The sequence below is a fragment of the Stenotrophomonas sp. PAMC25021 genome (assembly GCF_004795795.1).
Lineage (GTDB): Bacteria > Pseudomonadota > Gammaproteobacteria > Xanthomonadales > Xanthomonadaceae > Stenotrophomonas > Stenotrophomonas muris.
This window is the reverse complement of the sequence record NZ_CP039255.1, coordinates 3,097,698-3,120,714: the sequence shown is the minus strand read 5'-3', so window position 1 is coordinate 3,120,714 and position 23,017 is coordinate 3,097,698. Positions and strand designations below refer to the sequence as shown.

18 protein-coding genes are annotated in these 23,017 nt (G+C 67.4%); 8 read left to right on the top strand and 10 right to left on the bottom strand.

From position 1 onward, the window contains the following. Positions 1-360 precede the first annotated feature (360 nt). From E5790_RS14515 to E5790_RS14505, 3 genes are all read right to left on the bottom strand, one after another. Positions 361-2,079, bottom strand: a complete 1,719-nt coding sequence (locus tag E5790_RS14515; protein ID WP_111206587.1) for a thiamine pyrophosphate-dependent enzyme — start codon at positions 2,077-2,079, stop codon at positions 361-363. Between the two features lie 108 nt (positions 2,080-2,187). Then, positions 2,188-3,045: an SH3 domain-containing protein gene (locus E5790_RS14510; protein WP_111206618.1), complete on the bottom strand. Its 858-nt coding sequence runs from the start codon at positions 3,043-3,045 to the stop codon at positions 2,188-2,190. Positions 3,046-3,081: 36 nt separating this feature from the next. Next, positions 3,082-3,564: a DUF3574 domain-containing protein gene (locus E5790_RS14505; protein ID WP_032957546.1), complete on the bottom strand. Its 483-nt coding sequence runs from the start codon at positions 3,562-3,564 to the stop codon at positions 3,082-3,084. Between the two features lie 216 nt (positions 3,565-3,780). Here E5790_RS14505 and E5790_RS14500 point away from each other — a divergent pair, with 216 nt between their 5' ends. The 4 genes from E5790_RS14500 (at position 3,781) to otsA (ending at position 10,310) form a co-directional block, all read left to right on the top strand. Next, on the top strand, positions 3,781-6,216 hold the full coding sequence (locus E5790_RS14500; protein ID WP_111206589.1) for a TonB-dependent receptor: 2,436 nt from the start codon (positions 3,781-3,783) through the stop codon (positions 6,214-6,216). A gap of 151 nt (positions 6,217-6,367) precedes the next feature. Beyond that, complete coding sequence (gene otsB, locus E5790_RS14495) at positions 6,368-7,126, top strand: trehalose-phosphatase (RefSeq protein WP_014648189.1); 759 nt, start codon at positions 6,368-6,370, stop codon at positions 7,124-7,126. A gap of 41 nt (positions 7,127-7,167) precedes the next feature. Beyond that, a complete protein-coding gene (locus E5790_RS14490; RefSeq protein WP_111206620.1) occupies positions 7,168-8,949 on the top strand; it encodes a glycoside hydrolase family 15 protein in 1,782 nt (593 codons plus the stop codon). Continuing rightward, a complete protein-coding gene (otsA, locus tag E5790_RS14485; protein WP_014648191.1) occupies positions 8,946-10,310 on the top strand; it encodes an alpha,alpha-trehalose-phosphate synthase (UDP-forming) in 1,365 nt (454 codons plus the stop codon). Before E5790_RS14490 ends, otsA begins: the two co-directional genes overlap by 4 nt. 70 nt (positions 10,311-10,380) lie before the next feature. Here the strand turns inward: otsA and E5790_RS14480 are convergent, their stop codons facing one another. Genes E5790_RS14480 through rluD form a run of 4 tightly spaced genes read right to left on the bottom strand, consistent with a single transcriptional unit; the run spans position 10,381 to position 13,079 of the window. Continuing rightward, positions 10,381-10,818 (bottom strand): thiol-disulfide oxidoreductase DCC family protein, encoded by a 438-nt coding sequence (locus E5790_RS14480; RefSeq protein ID WP_111206591.1) that lies wholly within the window; start codon positions 10,816-10,818, stop codon positions 10,381-10,383. Then, positions 10,793-11,299, bottom strand: a complete 507-nt coding sequence (locus E5790_RS14475) for a DUF4166 domain-containing protein (protein ID WP_049440363.1) — start codon at positions 11,297-11,299, stop codon at positions 10,793-10,795. Before E5790_RS14475 ends, E5790_RS14480 begins: the two co-directional genes overlap by 26 nt. Before the next feature lie 20 nt (positions 11,300-11,319). Then, positions 11,320-12,090: a peptidoglycan editing factor PgeF gene (gene pgeF, locus E5790_RS14470; RefSeq protein ID WP_111206593.1), complete on the bottom strand. Its 771-nt coding sequence runs from the start codon at positions 12,088-12,090 to the stop codon at positions 11,320-11,322. Next, a complete protein-coding gene (gene rluD, locus E5790_RS14465) occupies positions 12,090-13,079 on the bottom strand; it encodes a 23S rRNA pseudouridine(1911/1915/1917) synthase RluD (RefSeq protein ID WP_014038257.1) in 990 nt (329 codons plus the stop codon). The genes pgeF and rluD overlap by 1 nt, the downstream gene beginning before the upstream one ends. Positions 13,080-13,192: 113 nt before the next feature. Between rluD and E5790_RS14460 the strand changes: the two genes are divergently transcribed. Next, positions 13,193-14,080 carry an outer membrane protein assembly factor BamD gene (locus tag E5790_RS14460; protein ID WP_032960726.1) on the top strand — a complete coding sequence of 296 codons (888 nt, stop codon included), beginning with the start codon at positions 13,193-13,195 and terminating at the stop codon, positions 14,078-14,080. Between the two features lie 211 nt (positions 14,081-14,291). Then, complete coding sequence (locus E5790_RS14455) at positions 14,292-15,494, top strand: lipase family protein (protein ID WP_111206595.1); 1,203 nt, start codon at positions 14,292-14,294, stop codon at positions 15,492-15,494. A gap of 142 nt (positions 15,495-15,636) precedes the next feature. On the opposite strand, the gene E5790_RS14450 is transcribed toward E5790_RS14455, so the two are convergent. From E5790_RS14450 to sucC, 3 genes are all read right to left on the bottom strand, one after another. Beyond that, positions 15,637-17,271 carry an NAD+ synthase gene (locus E5790_RS14450; RefSeq protein ID WP_111206597.1) on the bottom strand — a complete coding sequence of 545 codons (1,635 nt, stop codon included), beginning with the start codon at positions 17,269-17,271 and terminating at the stop codon, positions 15,637-15,639. A gap of 180 nt (positions 17,272-17,451) precedes the next feature. Next, the gene (gene sucD / locus E5790_RS14445) at positions 17,452-18,327 is read right to left on the bottom strand and encodes a succinate--CoA ligase subunit alpha (RefSeq protein WP_005410793.1); all 876 of its coding nucleotides are present in this window, start codon (positions 18,325-18,327) and stop codon (positions 17,452-17,454) included. A gap of 20 nt (positions 18,328-18,347) precedes the next feature. Next, on the bottom strand, positions 18,348-19,517 hold the full coding sequence (gene sucC / locus E5790_RS14440; protein ID WP_004154430.1) for an ADP-forming succinate--CoA ligase subunit beta: 1,170 nt from the start codon (positions 19,515-19,517) through the stop codon (positions 18,348-18,350). 405 nt (positions 19,518-19,922) lie between these two features. On the opposite strand from sucC, the gene E5790_RS14435 reads away from it, so the two are divergent. Both E5790_RS14435 and E5790_RS14430 read left to right on the top strand, forming a co-directional pair. After that, on the top strand, positions 19,923-21,536 hold the full coding sequence (locus E5790_RS14435) for an ATP-binding protein (protein ID WP_049440369.1): 1,614 nt from the start codon (positions 19,923-19,925) through the stop codon (positions 21,534-21,536). A 60-nt stretch (positions 21,537-21,596) separates the two neighbouring features. Further along, complete coding sequence (locus tag E5790_RS14430; RefSeq protein ID WP_049405671.1) at positions 21,597-22,970, top strand: sigma-54 dependent transcriptional regulator; 1,374 nt, start codon at positions 21,597-21,599, stop codon at positions 22,968-22,970. Positions 22,971-23,017 lie beyond the last annotated feature (47 nt).

Sequence of the window (23,017 nt, the reverse complement as noted above, 5' to 3'; positions counted from 1 at the left end):
CTCACCCACGGGGGCTCGATGGCGCCATCCATGGCGCCAACGGTCCTGCGCAGCCCACCCGACCGACCCCTGACAGTTTCCTGCGCGCGGCAGCCACGGAAGAAGATCAAAAGATCCAAAGCCAAGGCAGGCTCTCGCTGCAGTGCCGAGCCCATGCTCGCCCGCTGTACGCGAAGGCTCTGAGCCGAGCATGGCTCGGCTCTACAGAAGATTATTTCGATCATTCGTTCGTTCATCCACGCATGGCGTGGATCTACCGTGTCGACCAAGGTCGACACCTACCACACGGATGGCCGCCGTTGCTTCTGAGCGGCCGGCACTACCGCGGGTGCAGGGCGCAGCCCTGCATCGACCAACCCTCTACTTCTTCAGGAAGTTGTCCACCAGCAGATGCTTCACGTCGTCGAAGCGGCCGTTCAACACTGCCTTGGCCGCGTACAACGCCGTACCGGCCACCTGCTTGGCCTCGATCTGCGGCGGCATCACCAGCTCCGCGCGGCTGGTATGCACGTCCAGCAGCGCCGGGCCGCGCTGGGACAGCAAATCCAGCACCGCCTCTTCCAGATCCTCGCTGCGGGTCACCGTGCGGCCGTGGAAGCCGATGACCTCGGCCAGGCGGCCGAAGTCCGGGTTCTTCAGGTCGGTGTAGTTGTCCAGCAGGCCCTCCACCTTCTGCTCCAGCTCGACGAAGTTCAGCGAACCATTGTTGAACACCACCACCTTGATCGGCAGGTTCTCCTGCACTGCCGTGAGCAGGTCACCCAGCAGCATCGCCAGGCCACCATCACCGGACAGCGAGATCACCTGCCGGCCGGGGAAGGCCTTCTGCAGGCCCAGCGCCTGCGGCATCGCGTTGGCCATCGTGCCGTGCAGCAGGCTGGTCAGCGTGCGGCGGCGGCCGTTGACGCGGATATGGCGCAGCACCCACACCATCGGCGAACCGCCGTCGGCGGTGAACAGCGCATCGTCGCTGGCATGCCTCGACAGCAATGCCGTCAGGTGCTGCGGATGGATCAGTTCACCCTCGCCCGGTTGTTCTTCCTGTTCGCGCTTCTTCAGCGCCTTGTCGCGATGCCCGATGCACTCGTCCAGGAAACTGCTGTCCTCGCGCGGCGGCAGCATCGGCAGCAGCGCGTCCAGCGTCGGTGCGATGTCACCGACCACGCCGAGGTTCACCGGGTGGCGGCGGCCGAGGTGGCTGCCATCGCGGTCGACCTGGATGATCGTGGCCTTGTCCGGGTAGAACTGGCCCCAGGCGAAATCGGCGCCGAGCAGCAGCAGCGTGTCGCACTCCATCAGCGTGTGGAAGCCGGATTCGATGCCGAAGATGCCGGTCATGCCCATGTTGTACGGGTTGTCCGGCTCGACGAAATCCTTGGCGCGCGAGGTATGCGCGATGGGCGCCTGCAGGCGCCGGGCCAGCTCCAGCAGCTGCGCGTGCGCGCCCTGGCAACCGGCACCGGCATAGATGCCGATGCGCTTGCCCTGCCCCAGCAGTTCGGTGATGCGCTGCAGCTCGGCATCGGACGGGCGCAGCACCGGCTGGGTGTAGTGCACCGAGAACGGCACATCGTGCTTCACCTCGGCCTGGCTGATGTCGGCCGGCAGGATCACCACCGCCACGCCACGGCGGCTGATCGCGGCCTGGCAGGCCAGGGCCACGACGCGCCGCGCCTGCTCCGGGCTGTGCACCTGCTCGCAGAACACCGAACAACTGGCATACACCGCCTTGAAGTCCACTTCCTGCGGAAATTCCATGCCCAGCTCACTGGTCACCACCTGGCTGGCGATCAGTACCATCGGTGCACGGTTGCGATTGCTCTCGAAGACGCCGTTGATGAAGTGCAGGCCACCGGGACCACAAGAACCCGCACAGGCGGTCAACTCGCCGCTCACCAGCGAATCGGCGCCGGCAGCGAAGCCGGCCACTTCTTCGTGGCGCACATGTACCCAGTCGATTTCACTGCGGTGCAGGGCATCGGTGACGTGATTCAAGGTATCGCCAACGATGCCGTAACAGCGGCGGACGCCCGCCTGCTGCAGGGTATCGACAACGATCTCGGCAACGCGCTTGCTCATCGGATACATCCTCGAGGGGAGAGCATCCGAGGCTAGACCCGAAGAAGTGATGCCTCCGTGGGCAAGGCGCACATCACCTCGATAGGCAAACTACCGGCGGAGATCGAGTCAATCGTTGACGTTGATCCAGCCCTCCACCGCGCCCTGCTTCGGGTTGCGGTAGCGCAGCTTCACCCAGCCATCCTGTTCATCCAGCATCTCCACGCGGTCTCCCTGCACCAGGTAACGCCTGGTGCTGGATGCGCCGGGTCGATCGAACAGGAACAGCCGCGCGGGTACCACGGTGGCCTGCTGGCCACGCAACGGTCCATCCGGCGGTGCACCCAGGCCATCGGCGATGGCACTTTCCAGCACCCGGCCGGCGGCATCATAGGTGCGCCAGACCGCCAGCGGGCCCTGCTCGCCGGTCTGTTCCCACTGCAGCGCGGCGTTCAACGTATCGCCCAGCATCAGCACGCTCTCGGCGCGGTACAGATAGAGCTTCGCGCCTGCAAACCGGTACTGGTCGGTGTACCACATCGGGCCGCTGCGGCAGCTGCTGGTCAGCGTGCGGCTCGGACGGTCGACCGCCAGCCCCATCAGGTCACCGCAACTGTCCTTGCCGTGGGTGTCGGCCTGCAGCGCGCGGAACCCGGCACTGGCCGGATCGAAGCGGTACACCGTCACCGCTTCGTTGACCATGCCCATCGAGGCGCGCGCGACCAGTTCCGGGTAGCCATCGAAATCGACATCTTCGAGCGACCATCGCGAATTGCCGTCGGCATCGGCCGCGCCCTCAAGCGTCTGGCGCTTGCCTGACGGTGACAGCTGCACCGCGATGCTGCCGTCCTGCTGCGGATCGGCATGCGCCTGCACATGCGCGGCCACCTGGAAGCGCAGCGTTTCTCCGTCGTCCCCACCCGCCTGCGCCGTCGGTGCCAGTACGCCTGCCAATGCCAGGCCCAGCAGGCATTCCCTGTAGTTCATCATTGCTCCCTGCAGCACCGCGGCGGCACCTTCAACTCAGAACGATACCTCGACCGGCTGCCGCGACCACAGCACCGACTGATGCCTGGTCTGCTGCTTCCACGCCAGGCGGATCGCCTCGATGTCGGCGCGGCGCTGCGGGGTGTCCTCGTGCAGCACCACCAGCACCTTGGTGCGCAGGCGGTTGGGCGCGGCATCGCCGCGGAACAGCCACTGGCCGTAGGCATCAAACACGGTCAGGCCGTCCGGGAAGCGCGGCGTTACTTCCTTGTCAAGGAAGGCGCGCCACTGCGCGTCGCTGATGGTGTCGGCCTGCGGGCGGTTGCCGGCCCCCTGCTCCTCGCCTACGCCGAAGTACAGCTCGCTGCGCACCCAGCCATGGCCGGCGGAAGGGCGGGCGGCATCGCCCTTCAGTTCGGCGGTGGTGGCCGTGGCATAGGCGCTGGGCGCCTGCGAAGACAGGCTGGCGCAGCCACTGGTGGCCAGCAGCACGGCGAAGACGAGGCCAAGGTGTTTCATCGGTACAGCTCCGGGGAAGGGGGACAGGGCAAGCCGGCAGCGTACAGCGCCACCGGCCCGGCGTGCTGATGCCAACCGGGCATCAGCTCATGCCGGACCGGCAGGGACTTGCATCGGCACCGGCCATCACGCGAAGATAATATATCGCTTCATCCGGATGGATGTAAGTGAAACTATCTCCCCCCTTCCCCGTCGTCGTTGTTGCTGGAGCCCTCCATGTCCGCCCGCCTGCCCGCGTCGCCGCTCGGCCTCGCCATCGCCCTCGCGCTTTCCTCCGCTGCCGTCCCGGCCCTGGCCCAGGACGCCACCAACCTGGACACCGTGATCGTCACCGGCACCCGTGCCGCAGACCGCACCGTGCTCGAATCCACCTCGCCGGTGGATGTGCTCACCGCCGAGGACATCCGCAAGGCCGGCGTGGTCAACGGTGAACTGGGCAGCGCGCTGCAGGCGCTGCTGCCGTCGTTCAACTTCCCGCGCCAATCCAACTCCGGTGGCGCCGACCACGTGCGCGCCGCACAGTTGCGTGGCCTGTCCCCCGACCAGGTGCTGGTGCTGGTCAACGGCAAGCGCCGCCACCACACCGCGCTGGTCAACACCGACAGCAAGATCGGCAAGGGCACCACCCCGGTCGATTTCAATGCGATCCCGGTCAGCGCGATCAAGCGCATCGAAGTGCTGCGCGATGGTGCCGGTGCGCTTTACGGATCGGACGCCGTGGCCGGCGTGATCAACGTGATCCTCGACAACGGCGGCGACGGTGGCGAGATCGAGGCCAGCTACGGTGCCAACCACACCGACCTCAAGCCGATCGGCCGCACCCTCACCGACGGCCAGACCGGCAACGTCAGCGCCAAGGTCGGTACTTCGCTGGGCGAGGACGGCGGCTTCCTGCGCGTCGGCCTGGAATACAAGCACCGCAACGGCACCAACCGCGCCGGCTTCGACCAGATTCCGCCGTGGGACCAGACGCCGGACAACCTGGCGCTGCAGGGCAAGCGCAACTATGTGCTGGGCGATGGCAAGAGCAAGGACATCAACCTGTGGCTGAACACCGAGATTCCGGTGGGCCAGACCTCGACGTTCTACGCGTTCGGCACCTTCAACCAGCGCGATACCGAAGGCGCCAACTACTTCCGCTATCCCGATGGCGATGCCAACTGGAAGCAGGTCTATCCGAACGGCTACCGACCGATCTCCGAAGGCGAGAACCGCGACGTACAGGCCGTGGCCGGCGTGCGCGGCCAGTGGGGCGAATGGAGCTACGACAGCAGCCTGGATTACGGCCAGAACGACTTCACCTACCGCCTGCGTGATTCGCTCAACGCATCGCTGGGCCCGACCAGCCCGACCCGCTTCAAGACCGCCGACTACGAGTACGCGCAGACCGTGGGCAACCTCGATCTGAGCCGCGTGTTCACCCAGAGCGACAGCATCAGCCACACGCTGGGCCTGGGCGTGGAAGCGCGCCATGAGCGCTACCAGACCCGCCCCGGCGACCCGGCCAGCTATGCGGCGGGCCCGTACACCGACCGCCCGACCGGCTCGCAGGCCGGTGGCGGCCTGACCCCACAGGACGCCGCCACCCTGTCGCGCGACGTGGCCAGCGCCTATGCCAGCCTGTCCAGCCAGTTCGGCGAGAAGTTCTCCACCGACCTGGCCGCGCGCTACGAGCACAACGACGACTTTGGCGGCGAACTGACCGGCAAGCTCGGCCTGCGCTACGAATTCACCCCGGCGTTCGCACTGCGCGGTGCCATCTCCAACAATTTCCGCGCTCCGTCGCTGGCGCAGATCGGCTACGAATCCACCTCCACCGGCTACAACGCCGGCGGCCAGCTGGTGCAGGGCCGGCTGCTGTCGGTCAACAATCCGATCGCGCGTGGCCTGGGTGCGCAGAACCTGAAGCCGGAGAAGTCGATCAACACCTCGCTGGGCTTCACCAGCCGCATCGGCGAGCATTTCGACCTGTCGCTGGACTTCTTCCAGATCGATATCGACGACCGCATCGCGCTGTCGGAGAGCATCACCGGCGATGCGCTGACCGATTACGTGGCCGCCAGCTACGGCGTCAGTGGCCTGCAGAGCGCCAGCTTCTTCGTCAATGCCGCCGATACCCGCACCCGTGGCGCCGAGCTGGTAAGCAACTGGCGGCAGTCGCTGGGCGATGGCCAGCTGCTGCTGACCGGCACCTACGCCTACACCAAGACCACGCTGAAGAATGTGCTGGCCACGCCGGCGCAGCTGCGCGCGCTGAACCCGGACTACGTACTGTTCGGCATCGAGGAGACCAACACCCTGACCGATGCCACCCCGCGCACGCGTGGCAGCTTCTCGGCCGCCTGGAGCAACGACCACTGGTCGCTGAGCACCCGCGTGAACCGTTACGGCAGCGCCACCCGGGTGTTCAACTTCGGTGATGGCTACATCCCGCGCCAGACCTACCAGGCCGAATGGCAGCTGGATGCCGAAGTCGAGTACCGCATTACCCCGCAATGGAGCGTGGCCATCGGCGGCCAGAACCTGACCGACAACTACCCGGATCGATCCAACAGCGATATCCACTACTTCGGCAACCTGCCGTACGACGTGCTGTCGCCGATCGGCAGCAACGGCGCGTACTACTACGGCCGCGTCCGCTATACGTTCTGATCGCATTGGGTGGGTGCGGACCGTTGGTCCGCGCTGTTTGGGCTGGATGCAGGCTGACCTGCCGTGCCGACCAACGGTCGGCACCCACCGAAGCTGATCCGCAGCCTGCCCTCGACCCCACGTACACGCTCAGGCTGGCAGGCTGGTCGTCATGGCTGAACCGCTCCCCCTGCGTCCGCCACCGCCATTGCTGGACGACGCCTGTGCGTTGTTCCTCGATGTCGATGGCACCCTCATCGAATTCGCTGCACGACCGGATGCCGTGCAGCTCCTGCCGGATGTGCGCGAAGCCATCGGCCGCATCAGTGACCGCCTGGAAGGCGCCGTGGCACTGGTCAGTGGCCGACCGCTTGAACAGCTGGACCAGCTGTTCGCTCCCCTCCAGCTGCCTGCCGCCGGCCTGCATGGGCACGAACTGCGCGGCGAGGACGGTCGTGTGCTGCGCGACGAGCACGACGACGACACCGCCGAGTGGCTGCACGCGCTGCACCAGCAGGCGATGCGCTTTGCCCACGGCCATCCCGGCGTGCTGGTGGAAGACAAGGGCGTCGGCCTGGCCCTGCATTGGCGCGGTGCGCCGCACGCGGCAAGTGATGTGCGCGCCTTCGCCGATCGCCACGTGCGGGGCCGCGCCAGCTACCGCCTGCAACCCGGCGACCATGTGGTCGAGTTCGTGCCCGTCGGCACCGACAAGGGCCGTGCCGTGCGCCGGATGATGCAGTACCTGCCCTTCCGCGGCCGCCTGCCGGTGTTTCTCGGTGACGACCTCACCGATGAATTCGGCTTCGATGCCGCCAACAGCCAGCATGGCTGGAGCGTGCTGGTGGGTGAACGTGAACCCAGCGCGGCGGTGTTCGCGCTGCCCGACATACGCAGCGTGCACGCCTGGCTGCGTGAGAATGCCTATTGACCCGGCCACCCCCCACGGCCGCAACCGAGATGTACCGCGTGATGACCCAACCCGATCTTGATCTGGGCGTGGTCGGCAACGGCAGCTTCGGCGCCCTGGTCGACAAACGTGCCCGCGTTGCCTGGAGCTGCCTGCCCACCTTCGACGGCGACCCTACCTTCTGTGCGCTGCTCGGCCCCAACCAGCAGACCGGTGGCGACTTCGCCATCGAGCTGGAAGACTTCGCCAGCAGCGAGCAGGAATACCTCACCAACACGGCGATCCTGCGCACGGTGCTCCGCGACGCGCACGGCGGCGAACTGGAAATCCTGGATTTCGCCCCCCGCTGGCGGCAGAACGACCGCTTCTACCGGCCGGTCAGCCTGATCCGCCAGGTGCGTCCGCTGGCTGGCAGCCCGCGCATCACCGTGCGTGCGCGCCCGCTGGCCGACTGGGGCGCACGCGTGCCAGAGTCGACCTGGGGCAGCAACCATGTGCGCTGGATCCTGCCGGAGCACGTGCTGCGGCTGACCACCGATGTGCCGGTGCGCTTCGTGCGCGATGGCCTGCCGTTCGTGCTCAACCATCCCATCCACCTGATCCTGGGCGTGGATGAGTCACTCAACCGGTCGATCAGCGGCTACGTGCAGGAAGCCTTCCAGCGCACCCGCGACTACTGGCGCGAATGGGTGCGCTACCTGTCCATTCCACTGGAGTGGCAGGACGCGGTCATCCGCAGTGCGATCACGTTGAAGCTGTGCCAGTACGAGGACAGCGGCGCGATCATCGCGGCGATGACCACTTCCATTCCAGAAGCACCCGGCAGCGTGCGCAACTGGGACTACCGCTACTGCTGGCTGCGTGACGCAGCTTTCGTGGTGCGGGCGCTGAACCGTCTCGGCGCAACGCGCACGATGGAACAGTTCCTCGGCTACATCTTCAACCTGGCCACCACCGACGGCACGCTGCAGCCGCTGTATGGCATCGGCTTTGAAGCCAAGCTGGACGAAGACGAAGTGCCCAGCCTGTCCGGTTATCGCGGCATGGGCCCGGTACGCCGCGGCAACCTGGCCTGGGTGCAGCGCCAGCACGATGTCTACGGCAGCGTGGTGCTGGCCTCCACGCAGCTGTTCTTCGACCGCCGCCTGCAGGATCCCGGCGACGCGCACACCTTCGCCCGCCTCGAACCGCTGGGCGAACAGGCCTTCGCCCTGCATGACGTGCCCGATGCGGGCCTGTGGGAGTTCCGTGGCCGCACCGAGGTACACACCTACACCAGCGCGATGTGCTGGGCCGCCTGCGACCGCCTGTGCAAGATCGCCGTGCGCCTGAAGCGCGATGACCGTGCACACTACTGGCGCGAGCGCGCCGACACCATCCATGCGCGCATCATGGCCGAGTCCTGGAATGAGGAACTGGGCCACTTCACCGATACCTTCGGCGGCCATCGCCTGGACGCCTCGCTCCTGCTGCTGGCCGACATCGGCTTCATCGATGCGATGGACGCCCGCTTCATCGCCACCGTCGATGCGATCGGCCGCGACCTCAAGCATGGCAATTCGCTGTACCGCTATGTCGCGCCGGATGACTTCGGCGAGCCGGAGACCAGCTTCACCATCTGCACGTTCTGGTACATCGATGCGCTGGCGGCGATCGGGCGCATGGACGAGGCGCGCGAGATGTTCGAGCTGCTGCTGAAGCAGCGCAACCACCTGGGCCTGCTGTCGGAGGATCTGGCCTTCGACAGCGGCGAGGCCTGGGGCAATTTCCCGCAGACCTATTCGCACGTCGGCCTGATCACTGCCGCGATGCGCCTGTCGCGGTCCTGGCAGGAGGCATCGTGAGTCGTCTGGTGGTGGTTTCAAATCGTGTGGCCGTACCCGGCGAGAACCGCGCCGGCGGCCTGGCTGTCGGCCTGCTGGCCGCCCTGAAGGAACGCGGCGGCCTGTGGTTCGGCTGGAGCGGCAAGACGGTAAAGGACGGCAGCGGCACGCTGCACCGGCAGAAAGACGGTGACATCGACTACGTCACCATGGACCTGAGCAAGCGCGAGGTGGACGGCTACTACAACGGCTTTGCCAACCGCACGCTGTGGCCGCTGCTGCACTTCCGCCTGGATCTGGTCGACTACGACCGTGCCACCCGCGAGACCTACCACAAGGTCAACGCACTGTTCGCCGACAAGCTCGCGCCCTTGCTGCGCGAGGATGACATCGTCTGGATCCACGACTATCACCTGATCCCGCTTGGCGCATTGCTGCGCGAGCGTGGCATCGGCTGCCGCATCGGCTTCTTCCTGCACATCCCGATGCCCTCGGCCGACCTGCTGCAGGCGATGCCCGACCACCTGCGGTTGTTCTCCGCGCTCTACGCGTATGACCTGGTGGGCTTCCAGACCCAGCGCGATGCCGATCGCTTCCAGACCTACCTGCGCCTGTTCGGCGGGGGGCGGGTACTCGCCAACGGCGAGCTGGAGGCACCGGGCGGGCGTCGTTTCCGCGCGGCGGCGTTCCCGATCGGCATCGACACCGAGCTGATCGCGCGCCAGGCCGGTACCGCCGCCACCAAGGCCGCCGTAAAGAACCTGCGCGCCAGCCTGCGTGATCGCCAACTGGCGATCGGCGTTGATCGCCTGGATTATTCCAAGGGCCTGCCCGAGCGCTTCCTCGGCTTCGAACGGTACCTTGAGCGCCATCCCGACCAGCGCGGGTCGCTGACCTACCTGCAGATCGCCCCCGTCTCGCGCGGTGATGTCACCGAGTACCGGCAGCTGCGCAGCCAGCTGGAGCAGATCGCCGGCCACATCAACGGTGGCCACGCCGAGCCGGACTGGACACCCCTGCGCTACGTCAACCAGAACTTCACCCATGCCACCCTCACCGGTTTCTACCGTGCAGCGGCGGTGGGGCTGGTCACGCCGCTGCGTGATGGCATGAACCTGGTGGCCAAGGAATACGTGGCCTCGCAGGACCCGGAGGACCCGGGCGTGCTGGTGCTGTCGCTGCTGGCCGGCGCCGCCGACGAACTCAAGCAGGCACTGCTGGTGAACCCGCACGACCTGGATGGCGTTGCCGACGCCATCGCCACCGCGGCGACGATGTCGCTGCGCAAGCGCAAGGAGCGCTGGCACGCCATGATGGAGCACCTGCGCACCTACGACATCAACCACTGGCGGCGCAGCTACCTGGACGCACTGGAAGGCTGAGGAAAAAGGGGACGGAGGGGATTAAGTCGTTTGTGCACAAACGACTTAATCCCCTCCGTCCCCTTTTTCTTCAATCCAGGAATCGCGCTGCCTGCTCCGGTGCGGGCAGATGACAGGCATCATGCCGCCCGAACCAGCGGTAGCGGTTGCGGGCCAGCGCGCGGTACGCCGCGTCGCGCAGTCCGCGCGGCAGCACCTTCAGTACGCCGCTCAGGCGCCATCCACCGCCCAGCCCGGCCAGTACACGCAGGATGGCATCGGTATCGGTCCAGGTGCCCTGCGCATCCAGCAGCAGGAACGACATCGGGTCCTGCGGGTCCAGCCCGTGCGCGCGCAACATCGCGCTGCCCTGCTGCCCCTGCATCGCCGCAAAACGGTAGCGCCCCTTGCGGTCGAAACGCAGCAGGAAGCGCACCCAGCGGTTGCACAGGGCGCACACGCCGTCGAACACGATCACCGCGCTGCCAGTCCCGGCGGCGCCGTCACTGTGGTTCGAGCCAGCCTTCATAGCGGATCAGGGCTCCGGCCCAGGGCAGCGTCACATCGACCAGGAAAGTGTAACGCTCGCCGCGCCAGGCTTCACGGCAGCGCACACCGCCGAACCAACGCGTCGGCAGCGGCAGCAGCCCGAACGCCCAGACCCGCCGCACCGACCAGTCGATGCCACCCTCGCGGGCCTGCAGCGCGAACTCGAAGCGAACCGCGCCCAGTTGCTCGCGCAGAAGCCCTTCGTGCGCCCACAGCCGCGACACCATCGGCCAGCGGCCAAACCGCCGCGCCCACTGCTCGCCCTGCCCGCGTGCACTGAACGCCACTTCGGTGGGCAGCGCGTCGCCGTCCTTCGGCAACCGCGCCAACGTGGCCAGCAGCGGCACCAGCCAGTGCCGCCCCCTCACGATGCGCGCCTGCCCCACGTAACGGCAGGGCAACGGCGCGGCATGCAGCGCCTGCACCGGCGCTGCCAGAGTGGCGAAGGCCGGCCCCAGCACCCGCGCAAACAGCGGCGGGGTCAGGGCGCGATCCAGGCCAGGGTCGCCATGCGCCCGGTACGACGGTCGCGCCGGTGCGAATACAGGTCAGGATCGGCCATGGTCGACACCGTGCCGCCATACACCTGCGCCGGGTCCATCCCCGCCGCCTGCAACCGCTGCCGCGCCAGCGCGAACAGGTCCACCTTCCAGTGGCCCGGCCGGGTCGCCACGAACGCCGCTTCGGCGGCCGGATCATGGCCGACGAAGGCGTGATAGACCTCCTCGCCGATCTCATAGTCGGACGGCCCGGCGGCCGGGCCCAGCCAGGCCCGCAGCTGCGCCGGCGGCGTCTGCAGGGCGGCCACCGTGGCCTCCAGCATGCCGTCAGCCAGCCCACGCCAGCCGGCATGGGCCGCACCCACCTCGCTGCCATCGGCCGCGGCAAACACCACCGGCAGGCAGTCGGCGGTCAGGATCGCCAGCACCACGCCCGGCACCGAAGTCACCGCGGCGTCGGCCACCGGTTCGCTGGTGCCGGGCACCGGTGGCGCGGTGAAGCGCAGCACGGTGCTGCTGTGCACCTGGCGCAGCCAGTGCGGTGCCGAGGGCAGTGCCAGCCCCTCCTGCAGCAGCTTGCGGTTGTGCTCCACGTTGGCCGGGGTATCACCATCGGCCGCGTGCCGGTTGCCGAGGTTGAACTGCGCGAACGGCGCCGGCGAGATGCCCGCGCCATGCCGACGCGTGGTCAGCGCATGGACGCCTGCCGGCGCCGGCCAGTCCGCCTGCAGCAACGGCAGCGCGGCGGCCATCACCAGCGATCCCGCTCGCGGGCGGCGAAGGCTTCGCTGTCTTCGCGCAGCACCTTCATCAGGTGCAGCATGTCCTCCGGCACCGGCGCGGTATTGCGCACCGGCTCACCAGTGATCGGATGCATGAACTCCAGGGTCTCGGCGTGCAAGGCCTGGCGCTTGAAGCCGCGCAGCGCGGCCACCAGCTCGTCGCTGGCACCCTTGGGCAGCTTCAGCGCACCGCCGTACAGCGGGTCGCCGATGATCGGATGGCGCACGTGTGCCATGTGCACGCGGATCTGGTGGGTACGGCCGGTTTCCAGGCGGCACTCCAGCGCGGTGTGCGCACGGAAGCGCTCGCGCAGGCGGTAGTGGGTCACCGCTTCCTTGCCGTCTTCGCGCACCGCCATCTTCAGCCGGTCGCGCGGGTGGCGGTCGATCGGGGCATCGGCGGTACCGCCTGCCACCAGCGCGCCCATCACGATGGCCAGGTACTGGCGGTGCACGTCACGGGCCGCCAGTTGCTCGACCAATGCAGTCTGCGCTTCCAGGGTCTTGGCCACCACCATCACGCCGCTGGTGTCCTTGTCCAGGCGGTGCACGATGCCCGCGCGCGGCAGCACCGCCACCGAGGGGTCGCGGAACAGCAGCGCGTTGACCAGGGTGCCGCTGTGGTTGCCGGCGCCGGGGTGGACCACCAGGCCGACCGGCTTGTTGATCACCAGCACATGCTCGTCCTCGAACAGCACGTCCAGCGGGATGTCCTCCGGCTGGGCGTCGGTCTGGGTTTCCAGCACCACATGGAGGGTCACCACCTCGCCGCCGCGCAGCGGATCGCGCGGGCGCACCTGGGCGCCGTCCAGCAGGACGTCACCGGACTTGATCCACTCGGTCAGGCGCGAACGCGAATATTCGGGGAACAGTTCGGCCACGACGGCATCGAAACGACGGCCGGCAGCGGTGTCGGGGACGATGGCCTGGCGGGCCGATTCAGAGGGTTGTTCAGACATGGCAGGGGGCATTCTTTGAAATTTTGGGGTCCCGGCGGCCGGTTTCAGTCGCTGGACAGGACACTAGGCTATCATCGACCCTTCGTATTCCAGCCGCGTCCCGCCTCGACCCCATGATCCGACGCTCCGCCATGCTCTCCGCGCCCGTCCGCCTCACCGCCCTGCTGCTGGTGCTGGTCATCGCCGCAACCGGCTGCCACCGCGGCGCCAAGAAGGGTGATCGCCCCGACGAAGGCGTGCCGGTCGAACAGCTGTACGAGAAAAGCCACAAGCTGATGCAGGGCGGCAACTGGAGCGGCGCCGAAGCCAGCTTCCGCCGCCTGGTGGCCCAGTATCCGTACGGCCCGTACACCGAGCAGGCGATGATCGAAACCGCCTACGCCCAGTACAAGGCCGGCAAGCACGATGACGCGGTGTCCAGCATCGACCGCTTCATCCGCACCTACCCGACCCACCGCAACATTGCGTACCTGTACTACCTGCGTGGCCTGGCCAACTCCAACCGCAGTACGGTTTTCCTGCGCCGCGTATGGTCGCTGGATGCCAGCCGCCGCGACCTGTCCACGCCGCACCAGGCGTACTCGGACTTCAACATCGTGGTTGATCGTTACCCGAACAGCCGCTACGCCGCCGATGCGCGCCAGCGCATGCTGGAGCTGCGTGACGTGTTCGCCCAGCACGAGCTGGACAACGCCCTGTACTACATGCGCCGCGGCGCCTGGGTCTCGGCCGTGGGCCGCGCCAACTACCTGCTGGAAACCTACCCGCAGAGCGCCTTCCAGTACGACGCCGTGGCCGTGCTGGCCGATTCCTACACCCACCTGGGCAACAAGACCCTGGCCGACGACGCCCGTCGCGTCCTGCAGCTGAACCAGCCGGATCACCCGTGGCTGGAAGGCAAGTGGCCGAAGTACCCGTGGATGATCCGCAAGCTGAACCCGTTCGCCGGCGAGAAGTCCGCCAGCACCGGCCAGCGCAACGCGCGACTGGAAAAGAAATAAGAGAGGGCCCCGAAAGGGGCCCTTCTTCTTTGTGGAGTCGAGCCACGCTCGACTGCTTTCCTCATCCGCCTCCCCGCGCCGGGGCCGCCACCTAGGCCCGAACCTAGGAATGCTACGAATCCAGCGCGGATGCGACGCCGGTCGCAGCCCGCCTGGGTGAGGCGCTCCACACTGCGGCGCAACGGCCACACCGGCCATCACGGAGCGTCCCATGGCCCCACTGCGCTGCAGTTTCCGTCCCCTGTCCTGCCTCATCGCCACCGCCCTGCTGGCGCTATCCCCGCGCCCCCTGGCCGCTGCACCGGCCGCGCCGGGCGATCTGCTGTCTGCTGCCCCCTATCGCGCGTCATGGGTGCCGTCCAGGGCCGCGCAGGCCTACAAGCTGCACTACCGCACCCCGGACCACCGCGGCCAGCTGGCCGAAGGCACCGGCCTGCTGTACCTGCCCGCCGGCGCGGCGCCTGCGGGCGGGTGGCCGGTGGTGTCCTGGGCACATGGCACTCAGGGCATTGCGGATCGCTGTGCGCCCTCGGTCTCCGGCCCCACCCATGCCGAACGCGACGGACGCTTCCTGGACGTGTTCCTGGCCCAGGGCTATGCCGTCGCCGCCGCCGACTACCAGGGCCTGGGCAGCCCAGGCAATCATGCCTACCTGCACGTGCGTACCGCGGCGCGCAACGCCATCGACATGGTCAAGGCCAGCCGCCAGTACCTGGGGACGGCAACATTGTCGCCGCGCTGGGTCTCGGTCGGATATTCGCAGGGGGGCGCGGCCGCATTGACAGCAGGCCATCTGGCCGCCTCCCATGGCGGCCCATCCCTGCAGTACCGCGGCAGTTTCACCGCCGGAACGCCCACCGCAGTCGAACTGACCGCGCTGGTGATGAATCCCGGCAACCGCACCGCCAATCCTGGCGCACCCAACGCATATCACGCGTATCTGCTCGACGGCCTGCTGCAGGCCGCGCCTCAGATCGACCGCGTCCTCAGCGACGCAGGCCGTGCCCGTGTGGCAGTGGCCCGCGAGCAGTGCCTGAGCGAACTGACCGCCACGCTGGACGGCGCCGATACCGGCAGCATGTTTACTGCACCACTGACCAGCGTGCCGGGCATCTGGGCGGTGCTGTACGACTATCTGGGTGTACCGCGCCGCGGCTTCAGCCAGCCGCTGATGCTGGCCCATGGCAGCGAGGACCGCGACGTGCCCTATCTGACCACCCTGCTGTACGCCGCAAGCCTGGCCTTGCGAGGTGAGCCGGTCGCGTTCCGGCGCTACCCGGTCGATCATCGCGGCACGCTGGATGCGGCGGCGGCGGATGCCCTGGCGTTCGTGCGTGCACGACTGGAGGGCGACCACTTCAACGACGCTGCGGAGATCGCAGGCCTCGAACAACGGCTCGACGAAGCCCGGTAGATCCACGCCATGCCGGATACGCGATCCAGGAAGTTGCCGGCCAGCGGCCGGCACTACCGAATGCAGTAGATCCACGCCATGCGTGGATACGCGCTATAGGGCGTTGCCGGCCAGCGGCCGGCACTACCTGCCAACCGCTGCCTCAGCCCTTGTAGCCGTTGCTGATCGGGTAACGACGCTCGCGGCCAAAGGCGCGGCGCGAGACCTTCGGCCCCGGCGCGGCCTGGTGCCGCTTCCACTCGCTGATGCGCACCAGCCGCAGCACGCGGTCGACCACGGCCGCGTCATAGCCGGCCGCCACGATCTCCGTGCGCGACTGCTCCTGGTCGATGTAGCGGTACAGGATGCCGTCCAGCACGTCATAGGCCGGCAACGAATCCTGGTCCAGCTGGTTCTCGCGCAGCTCGGCCGACGGCGGGCGGCTGATCACCGCCGGCGGGATCACCGGTGCGCCGCCCACGGTATTGCGCCACTTGGACAGGCCGAACACTTCGGTCTTGTACAGGTCCTTCAGCGGCGCATAGCCACCGCACATGTCGCCGTAGATGGTGGCGTAGCCGACCGCGTACTCGCTCTTGTTGCCGGTGGTCAGCAGCAAGCCGCCGAACTTGTTGGCCAGCGCCATCAGGATCACCCCGCGGCTGCGCGACTGCAGGTTCTCTTCGGTCACGTCCGGCGCGGTGCCCTCGAACATCGGCGCCAACGCTTCCATCAGGCCCTTGAACGCCGGCTCGATCGACACCGTCTCCAGCTTCACGCCCAGCGCCTGGCACTGCTCGGCCGCCAGGTCGTTGGACAGGCCCGCGGTGTAGCGCGACGGCAGGCGCACGGCGGTTACGTTCTCCGCGCCCATCGCGTCGACCGCCATGGCCAGCACGATCGCCGAGTCGATGCCGCCGGACAGGCCCAGCCACACTTTCTTGAAGCCGTTCTTGCGGCAGTAGTCCTGGATGCCACGGGTCACCGCGCGCCAGGCCAGCGCGTCCATGCTCTCGTCGCCGTCGTCCATCCACACGTGCGGCATGAAGCGGCGGCTGGCGCCGTCGTACTCCACCACCAGCCACTGGTCGACGAAGGCAGCAGCGGCCGGGTGCACCGTGCCATCACCGTCGGCCACCACCGAGGCGCCATCGAACACCAGCGCGTCCTGGCCGCCAACCACGTTGAGATAGGCGATCGCCGCCCCGCTCTCGCGGGTACGTGCAGCCAGCACGGCGTCGCGCTGGGCATGCTTGCCACGCTCGTACGGCGAAGCATTCGGCACCACCACCAGCTGCGCACCGGCGCGCATGGTGTCGGCCAGCGGCTCGGCAAACCACAGGTCCTCGCAGATCAGCAGGCCAACCGGAATACCGTTGACCTCGAACACGCAGCTGCCGCCATCCGGATCGACATCGAAGTAGCGGCGCTCGTCGAACACGGCGTAGTTGGGCAGCTCACGCTTGCGGTAGGTCTGCTCGACCAGGCCGTCACGCAGCACGCTGGCGGCGTTGTAGACCACCGCGCCAGCCGCCTGCGGCCAGCCGACCACGGCGGTGATGCCGCGGCAGGCGGCAGCGATGCGGGCCATCGCCTGCTCGCACTCGTACAGGAAGCCCGGGCGCAGCAGCAGGTCTTCCGGCGGGTAGCCGCTCACCGCCAGCTCGGGGAACATCACCAGCTCGGCGCCGTACTCGTCGCGCGCCTGGCCGATCATCTCGATGATGCGCTCGGTGTTGCCGGCGACATCGCCGACCGGGAAGTCGAACTGCGCCATCGCGATGCGGATCGAAGCCATGGGATTCCAGCCTGTGGTTGCAATGCCGCCATTGTAACGCCGGGGTCAGATCCGTTTTGCGCAGCAAAAGGGATCTGCCCCACACCAGACGCAGAAAGGCCGCCCGGAGGCGGCCTTTCTGTGTTCAAGCAGCCGGCCAGCGGCCGGCTCTACAGCATCGTCTGCCGGAGGCAGTCGATCTTATTTCACCAGCTTGGCGATGGCAGCGCCCAGATCGCCCGGCGAGCGGACGGTGACAACACCGGCAGCTTCCATGGCGGCGAACTTGCCTTCGGCAGTGCCCTTGCCGCCCGAGGCGATCGCGCCCGCGTGGCCCATGCGCTTGCCGGCCGGAGCCGACGCACCGGCGATGAAACCGACGACCGGCTTCTTCACGTGGTTCTTGATGTACTCGGCGCCGGCTTCTTCAGCGTCACCGCCGATCTCGCCAACCATGATGATGCCTTCGGTCTGCGGGTCTTCGTTGAACAGCTTCAGGCAGTCGACGAAGTTCAGGCCGTTGATCGGGTCACCACCGATGCCGATGCAGGTGGACTGGCCCAGGCCGACTTCGGTGGTCTGCTTGACCGCTTCATAGGTCAGGGTGCCCGAACGCGACACGATACCGATCTTGCCCGGCTGGTGGATGTGGCCCGGCATGATGCCGATCTTGCACTCACCCGGGGTGATGACGCCCGGGCAGTTCGGCCCGATCAGCACGGTGTCCGGATGCGAACGGGTCAGCACGTTCTTGACGCGCAGCATGTCCAGCACCGGGATGCCTTCGGTGATGCAGACGATGACCTTGATGCCGGCAGCAGCGGCTTCCAGGATCGCGTCGGCCGCGTACGGCGGCGGCACGTAGATGACCGAAGCGTTGGCGCCGGTGCTCTGCACGGCGTCGGCAACGGTGTTGAAGACCGGCAGGTCGATGTGGGTGGTGCCACCCTTGCCCGGGGTCACGCCGCCAACAACCTGGGTGCCGTACTCGATCATCTGAGTGGCGTGGAAGGTGCCCTGCTGGCCGGTGAAGCCCTGCACGATCACCTTGGTGTTCTTGTTAATCAAAACAGACATGGGAATTCCTTGGTGTCGAATCAGGCAGCGTTCTTGACAGCTTCAACGATCTTCTTGGCGCCATCGTTGATGTTGTCAGCCGGGATGATGGCCATGCCGCTGTCGCGCAGCAGCTGCTTGCCTTCTTCCACGTTGGTGCCTTCCAGGCGCACCACGACCGGAACCTTGACGCCCACTTCCTTCACGGCGGCGATGATGCCTTCGGCAATCATGTCGCAGCGGACGATGCCGCCGAAGATGTTGACGAAGATGCCTTCAACCTTGTCCGAGGACAGGATCAGCTTGAACGCCTCGATGACGCGCTGCTTGTTGGCACCGCCGCCCACGTCCAGGAAGTTCGCCGGCTCGCCGCCGTTGAGCTTGATGACGTCCATGGTGGCCATGGCCAGGCCGGCGCCGTTCACCATGCAGCCGATGTTGCCGTCCATGGTGACGTAGTTGATGTCCAGCTCCGAAGCGATCACTTCGGTCGGATCTTCCTGAGTCTTGTCGCGCATGGCGACCAGGGCCTTCTGGCGGAACGCGGCGTTGTCGTCGCTGTCGAACTTGCCGTCCAGCGCGTACAGGTTGCCGTCGTCCAGGATGGCCAGCGGGTTGATTTCAACCAGGGCCAGGTCCTTTTCGTTGAACAGGCGGTACAGGTTCACCATGATGCTGGCGAACTGGCCGGCCTGCTTGGCGGTCAGGCCCAGCTTGAAGCCGAAATCACGGCCGTGGTAACCCTGCACGCCTTCGACGAAATCGACGTTCAGCGAGTGGATCAGCTCCGGGGTTTCAGCAGCAACCTGCTCGATTTCCACGCCGCCTTCCGAAGAGGCGATGTAGGTGATGGTCTTGGTGCCACGGTCGACCAGCACCGACAGGTACAGTTCCTTGACGATCTCGCCGGCGGTGGTCACCAGCACCAGGTTGACCGGCAGTTCAACGCCTGCGGTCTGGTAGGTGGCCATCTTGGTGCCGAGCATCTTGGCCGCAGCGGCCTTCACGTCGTCGGTGGTCTTGCAGAACTTGACGCCGCCAGCCTTGCCGCGGCCGCCAGCGTGGATCTGCGCCTTGACCATCCAGGGGCCCTGGCCCAGGGAGTTGGCAGCGGCAACCGCTTCGTCCGGGGTCGCAGCGACCTTGCCGGCCGGGACCGGGATGCCGTACTCGGCAAGCAGTTGTTTTGACTGGTATTCGTGGAAATTCATGCGTCACCGTGGGAATAGGAACGACCGCACGCAATTCCTCAGGGCCCCGGCGGGGCGCCGGCATGGACCGCGGCGGGCCCACTATTGTGGCCGAGCCGGCGCCGGGGCGCAAAGAAGTCTGTACAAAACGCCAGACGCGGCCAGATTTCCGCCGTCATTCAGGCAGTTGCGCCCGGCGGCCCACTGGCCACCGGTATCCATCCCGGGCCAAATGCGCGATCCGGGCGGCTCCGGCAGCGCCCTGCCCGGGGCCCTATACTGGCCGACCAAGGTGTGTAGAGTCGGGCTTGCCCTGCTGCTTCCACCGCAGGCCACATCGAAGCGACGTGCCCGCCCGGCCTCAGGGGACGCCAGGCAGGCCCGCCGCAGCGTCCAGACCCAGGCAGCCAGAAGGGGAGTTCCGGCGTGTCACCCAGTGCTTCATTGATCGACCGCATCGAATCGATTCCGCGGCGTGAGCTGTATTTCTTCGCGCTGTACCGGGTGCTGATCGCCTCGGTCATCGCCGCGCTGCTCTACAGCCCGCTGTCGGCCATGGTCGGCGAAGCCCACCACCCGCGGCTGGCCGACACCGTCGCCGCCATCTACCTGGTGCTGTCCCTGCTGGCCCTGGTGATCGGCCGCAACGAACGCTGGCTGCGCCCGATCGTGGTCAGTGGCGTGCTGGTGGACATCGTCGCCGCCACCCTGCTGTCGCATGCCCTGCCCGGTGCCAGCGCCGGCATCTCGATGTCGCTGCTGTTCAACATCGCCGCCGCCGCCACCCTGCTCCCGCTCAGCCTGGGGCTGGGCCTGGCGCTGGCCGCCAGCCTCGCCACCGGCGTGGAGTACACCTGGAAGCTGCTGGAAGGCGGCGATCCCACCCGCACCCTGGCCGAACTGGCCATGTTCGCCACCAGCTACCTGGCACTGGCCTTCATCAGTTACCAGGTCGGCAGCCGCGCGCGCCGCAACCAGCAGCTGGCCAACCAGCGCGGCGACGAAGTGGCCAACCTGTTCCAGATCAACGAGCTGATCATCCGCCGCATGCGTACCGGCGTGCTGGTGGTCGACGCCGACAACCGCGTCACCCTGGCCAACGAGGCCGCCGCGATGCTGCTCGGTGACAACGACGGCAGCGGCGAAAGCGGCCGCCTGGACCTGGCCAGCGCCGCCCCGGAACTCGCCCGTCGCCTGCAGCGCTGGCGCAATGGCTGGGCGCAGGACGAACTACCGCTGCAGCTCAACCCCGACCAGCCCGAAGTGCAGCCGCGCTTTGCCCGCCTGCTGGCCGGCAGCGACCTGGCCCTGGTGTTCCTGGACGACTCCAGCGTGGTCTCGCGCCGCGCCGAATCGCTCACCCTGTCGGCGATGGGCCGCTTCTCGGCCAGCCTCGCCCACGAGATCCGCAACCCACTGGCCGCGATCAACTACGCGGTGCAGCTGCTGGAAGAAGGCACCGGCTTCAACGAAAGCGACCGCCGCCTGCTGCAGATCATCCGCCAGCAGTGCCAGCGCACCAACGGCATCGTCGAAAGCGTGCTGGGCCTGGCCCGGCGCGAGCGCGCCACGCCGGAGAACGTCGACCTGGCCGCCTTCGTGCGCCGCTTCGTGCTGGAGTACAAGCAGGGCCAGACGCTGGAGACCGACAGCATCGAGCCGATCATCAACGACACCTCGGTGCTGGCCCAGGTCGACACCAAGCACCTCTACCAGGTGCTGACCGTGCTGGTGCACAACGCGCTCAAGTACGGGCGCATCGGCCAGCAGCCGGCGCGGGTGCGCCTGCGCGTGGCGCAGCACGAGCGCAGTGCGGTCATCGACGTGATGGACCGTGGCCCCGGTATTCCCGAGAGTGTGGCCGCACAGTTGTTCCGGCCGTTCTTCACCACGTCCGAGCATGGCACCGGGCTGGGCCTGTATATCGCCCGCGAGCTGTGCCGGGCCAACCAGGCGCGGCTGGACTACATCCCGGTTCCCGCTGGAGGCTCCTGCTTCCGCCTGGTGCTGCCCGGCCCGCATACGCTGTTGCCCACCTGATCTCGATTCTGTGCGTCAAACATTTGTCGCTTCCAGCCCCCTCGTTTATCTTTCACGCCCATGAACGAAACCCGCAGCGCCCTCGTCGTCGACGACGAACGCGACATCCGCGAACTGCTGGTACTGACGCTCGGCCGCATGGGGCTGCGCATCAGTACGGCAGCCAACCTTGCCGAAGCGCGCGAACTGCTGGCCAGCAATCCGTACGACCTGTGCATCACCGACATGCGCCTGCCGGACGGCAACGGCATCGAGCTGGTCAGTGAGATCGCCCAGCACTACCCACGCACGCCGGTGGCGATGATCACCGCCTTCGGCAGCATGGACCTGGCGGTGGAAGCGCTGAAGGCCGGTGCCTTCGACTTCGTCAGCAAGCCGGTGGACATCGCCGTGCTGCGCGGCCTGGTCAAGCACGCGCTGGAACTCAACAACACCGAGCGCCCCGCGCCCGGCCCCGCCGCCGAACAGGGCGCACGCCTGCTTGGTGATTCGCCGGCCATGGACGTGCTGCGTACCACCATCGGCAAGGTCGCGCGCAGCCAGGCGCCGGTCTACATCCTCGGCGAATCCGGCGTGGGCAAGGAGCTGGTCGCACGCACCATCCACGCCCAGGGCGCCCGCGCGGCCGGCCCGTTCGTGCCGGTCAACTGCGGCGCCATTCCCGGCGAGCTGATGGAAAGCGAATTCTTCGGCCACCGCAAAGGCAGCTTCAGCGGCGCCCACGCCGACAAGCCCGGGCTGTTCCAGGCCGCGCATGGCGGCACCCTGTTCCTCGACGAAGTGGCCGAGCTGCCGCTGCAGATGCAGGTGAAGCTGCTGCGCGCGATCCAGGAGAAGTCGGTGCGCGCGGTGGGCGCGGCTGCCGAGGAGCCGGTTGACGTGCGCATCCTCTCGGCCACCCACAAGGACCTGGCCGAGCTGGTCGAGGACGGGCGCTTCCGCCACGACCTCTACTACCGCATCAACGTGATCGAACTGAGGGTCCCGCCGCTGCGCGAGCGTCGCCAGGACCTGCCGGAACTGGCCGCATCGGTACTGGCACGGCTGGCCCGCAGCCATGGCCGCCCGACGCCGTTGCTGGCGCCGTCGGCGCTGGACGCACTGGCCCAGTACGCCTTCCCTGGCAACGTGCGCGAATTGGAGAACATCCTGGAACGCGCGCTGGCCCTGGCCGAAGAAGACCGCATCGGCGCCGACGACCTGCGCCTGCCGCAGCATGCCCCGCGCACGCCCGGCAGCGCAGCACACGCCGAGGCCGTGGTGGACCTGCAGCCCGGCAGCGCCGCCCTGCCCTCGTACATCGAACAGCTCGAGCGCAGCGCCATCCAGCGCGCGCTGGAAGAGAACCGCTGGAACAAGACCCGCACCGCCGCGCAGCTGGGCATCACCTTCCGCGCGCTGCGCTACAAGCTGAAAAAGCTGGGGATGGAGTAAGGACAGGGCCCGACGCGGGCCACCCCATCCACGCACGACGCAGATCT

Excerpts from the sequence above, each read along its gene's own strand:
- otsB (WP_014648189.1), top strand. The coding sequence starts at position 6,368 with ATGGCTGAACCGCTCCCCCTGCGTCCGCCACCGCCATTGCTGGACGAC.
- E5790_RS14515 (WP_111206587.1), bottom strand. The coding sequence starts at position 2,079 with ATGAGCAAGCGCGTTGCCGAGATCGTTGTCGATACCCTGCAGCAGGCG.
- E5790_RS14490 (WP_111206620.1), top strand. The coding sequence starts at position 7,168 with ATGACCCAACCCGATCTTGATCTGGGCGTGGTCGGCAACGGCAGCTTC.
- sucD (WP_005410793.1), bottom strand. The coding sequence starts at position 18,327 with ATGTCTGTTTTGATTAACAAGAACACCAAGGTGATCGTGCAGGGCTTC.
- E5790_RS14450 (WP_111206597.1), bottom strand. The coding sequence starts at position 17,271 with ATGGCTTCGATCCGCATCGCGATGGCGCAGTTCGACTTCCCGGTCGGC.
- E5790_RS14510 (WP_111206618.1), bottom strand. The coding sequence starts at position 3,045 with ATGAACTACAGGGAATGCCTGCTGGGCCTGGCATTGGCAGGCGTACTG.
- E5790_RS14480 (WP_111206591.1), bottom strand. The coding sequence starts at position 10,818 with ATGAAGGCTGGCTCGAACCACAGTGACGGCGCCGCCGGGACTGGCAGC.
- E5790_RS14505 (WP_032957546.1), bottom strand. The coding sequence starts at position 3,564 with ATGAAACACCTTGGCCTCGTCTTCGCCGTGCTGCTGGCCACCAGTGGC.
- E5790_RS14460 (WP_032960726.1), top strand. The coding sequence starts at position 13,193 with ATGATCCGACGCTCCGCCATGCTCTCCGCGCCCGTCCGCCTCACCGCC.
- E5790_RS14430 (WP_049405671.1), top strand. The coding sequence starts at position 21,597 with ATGAACGAAACCCGCAGCGCCCTCGTCGTCGACGACGAACGCGACATC.
- E5790_RS14500 (WP_111206589.1), top strand. The coding sequence starts at position 3,781 with ATGTCCGCCCGCCTGCCCGCGTCGCCGCTCGGCCTCGCCATCGCCCTC.
- sucC (WP_004154430.1), bottom strand. The coding sequence starts at position 19,517 with ATGAATTTCCACGAATACCAGTCAAAACAACTGCTTGCCGAGTACGGC.
- E5790_RS14455 (WP_111206595.1), top strand. The coding sequence starts at position 14,292 with ATGGCCCCACTGCGCTGCAGTTTCCGTCCCCTGTCCTGCCTCATCGCC.
- rluD (WP_014038257.1), bottom strand. The coding sequence starts at position 13,079 with ATGTCTGAACAACCCTCTGAATCGGCCCGCCAGGCCATCGTCCCCGAC.
- pgeF (WP_111206593.1), bottom strand. The coding sequence starts at position 12,090 with ATGGCCGCCGCGCTGCCGTTGCTGCAGGCGGACTGGCCGGCGCCGGCA.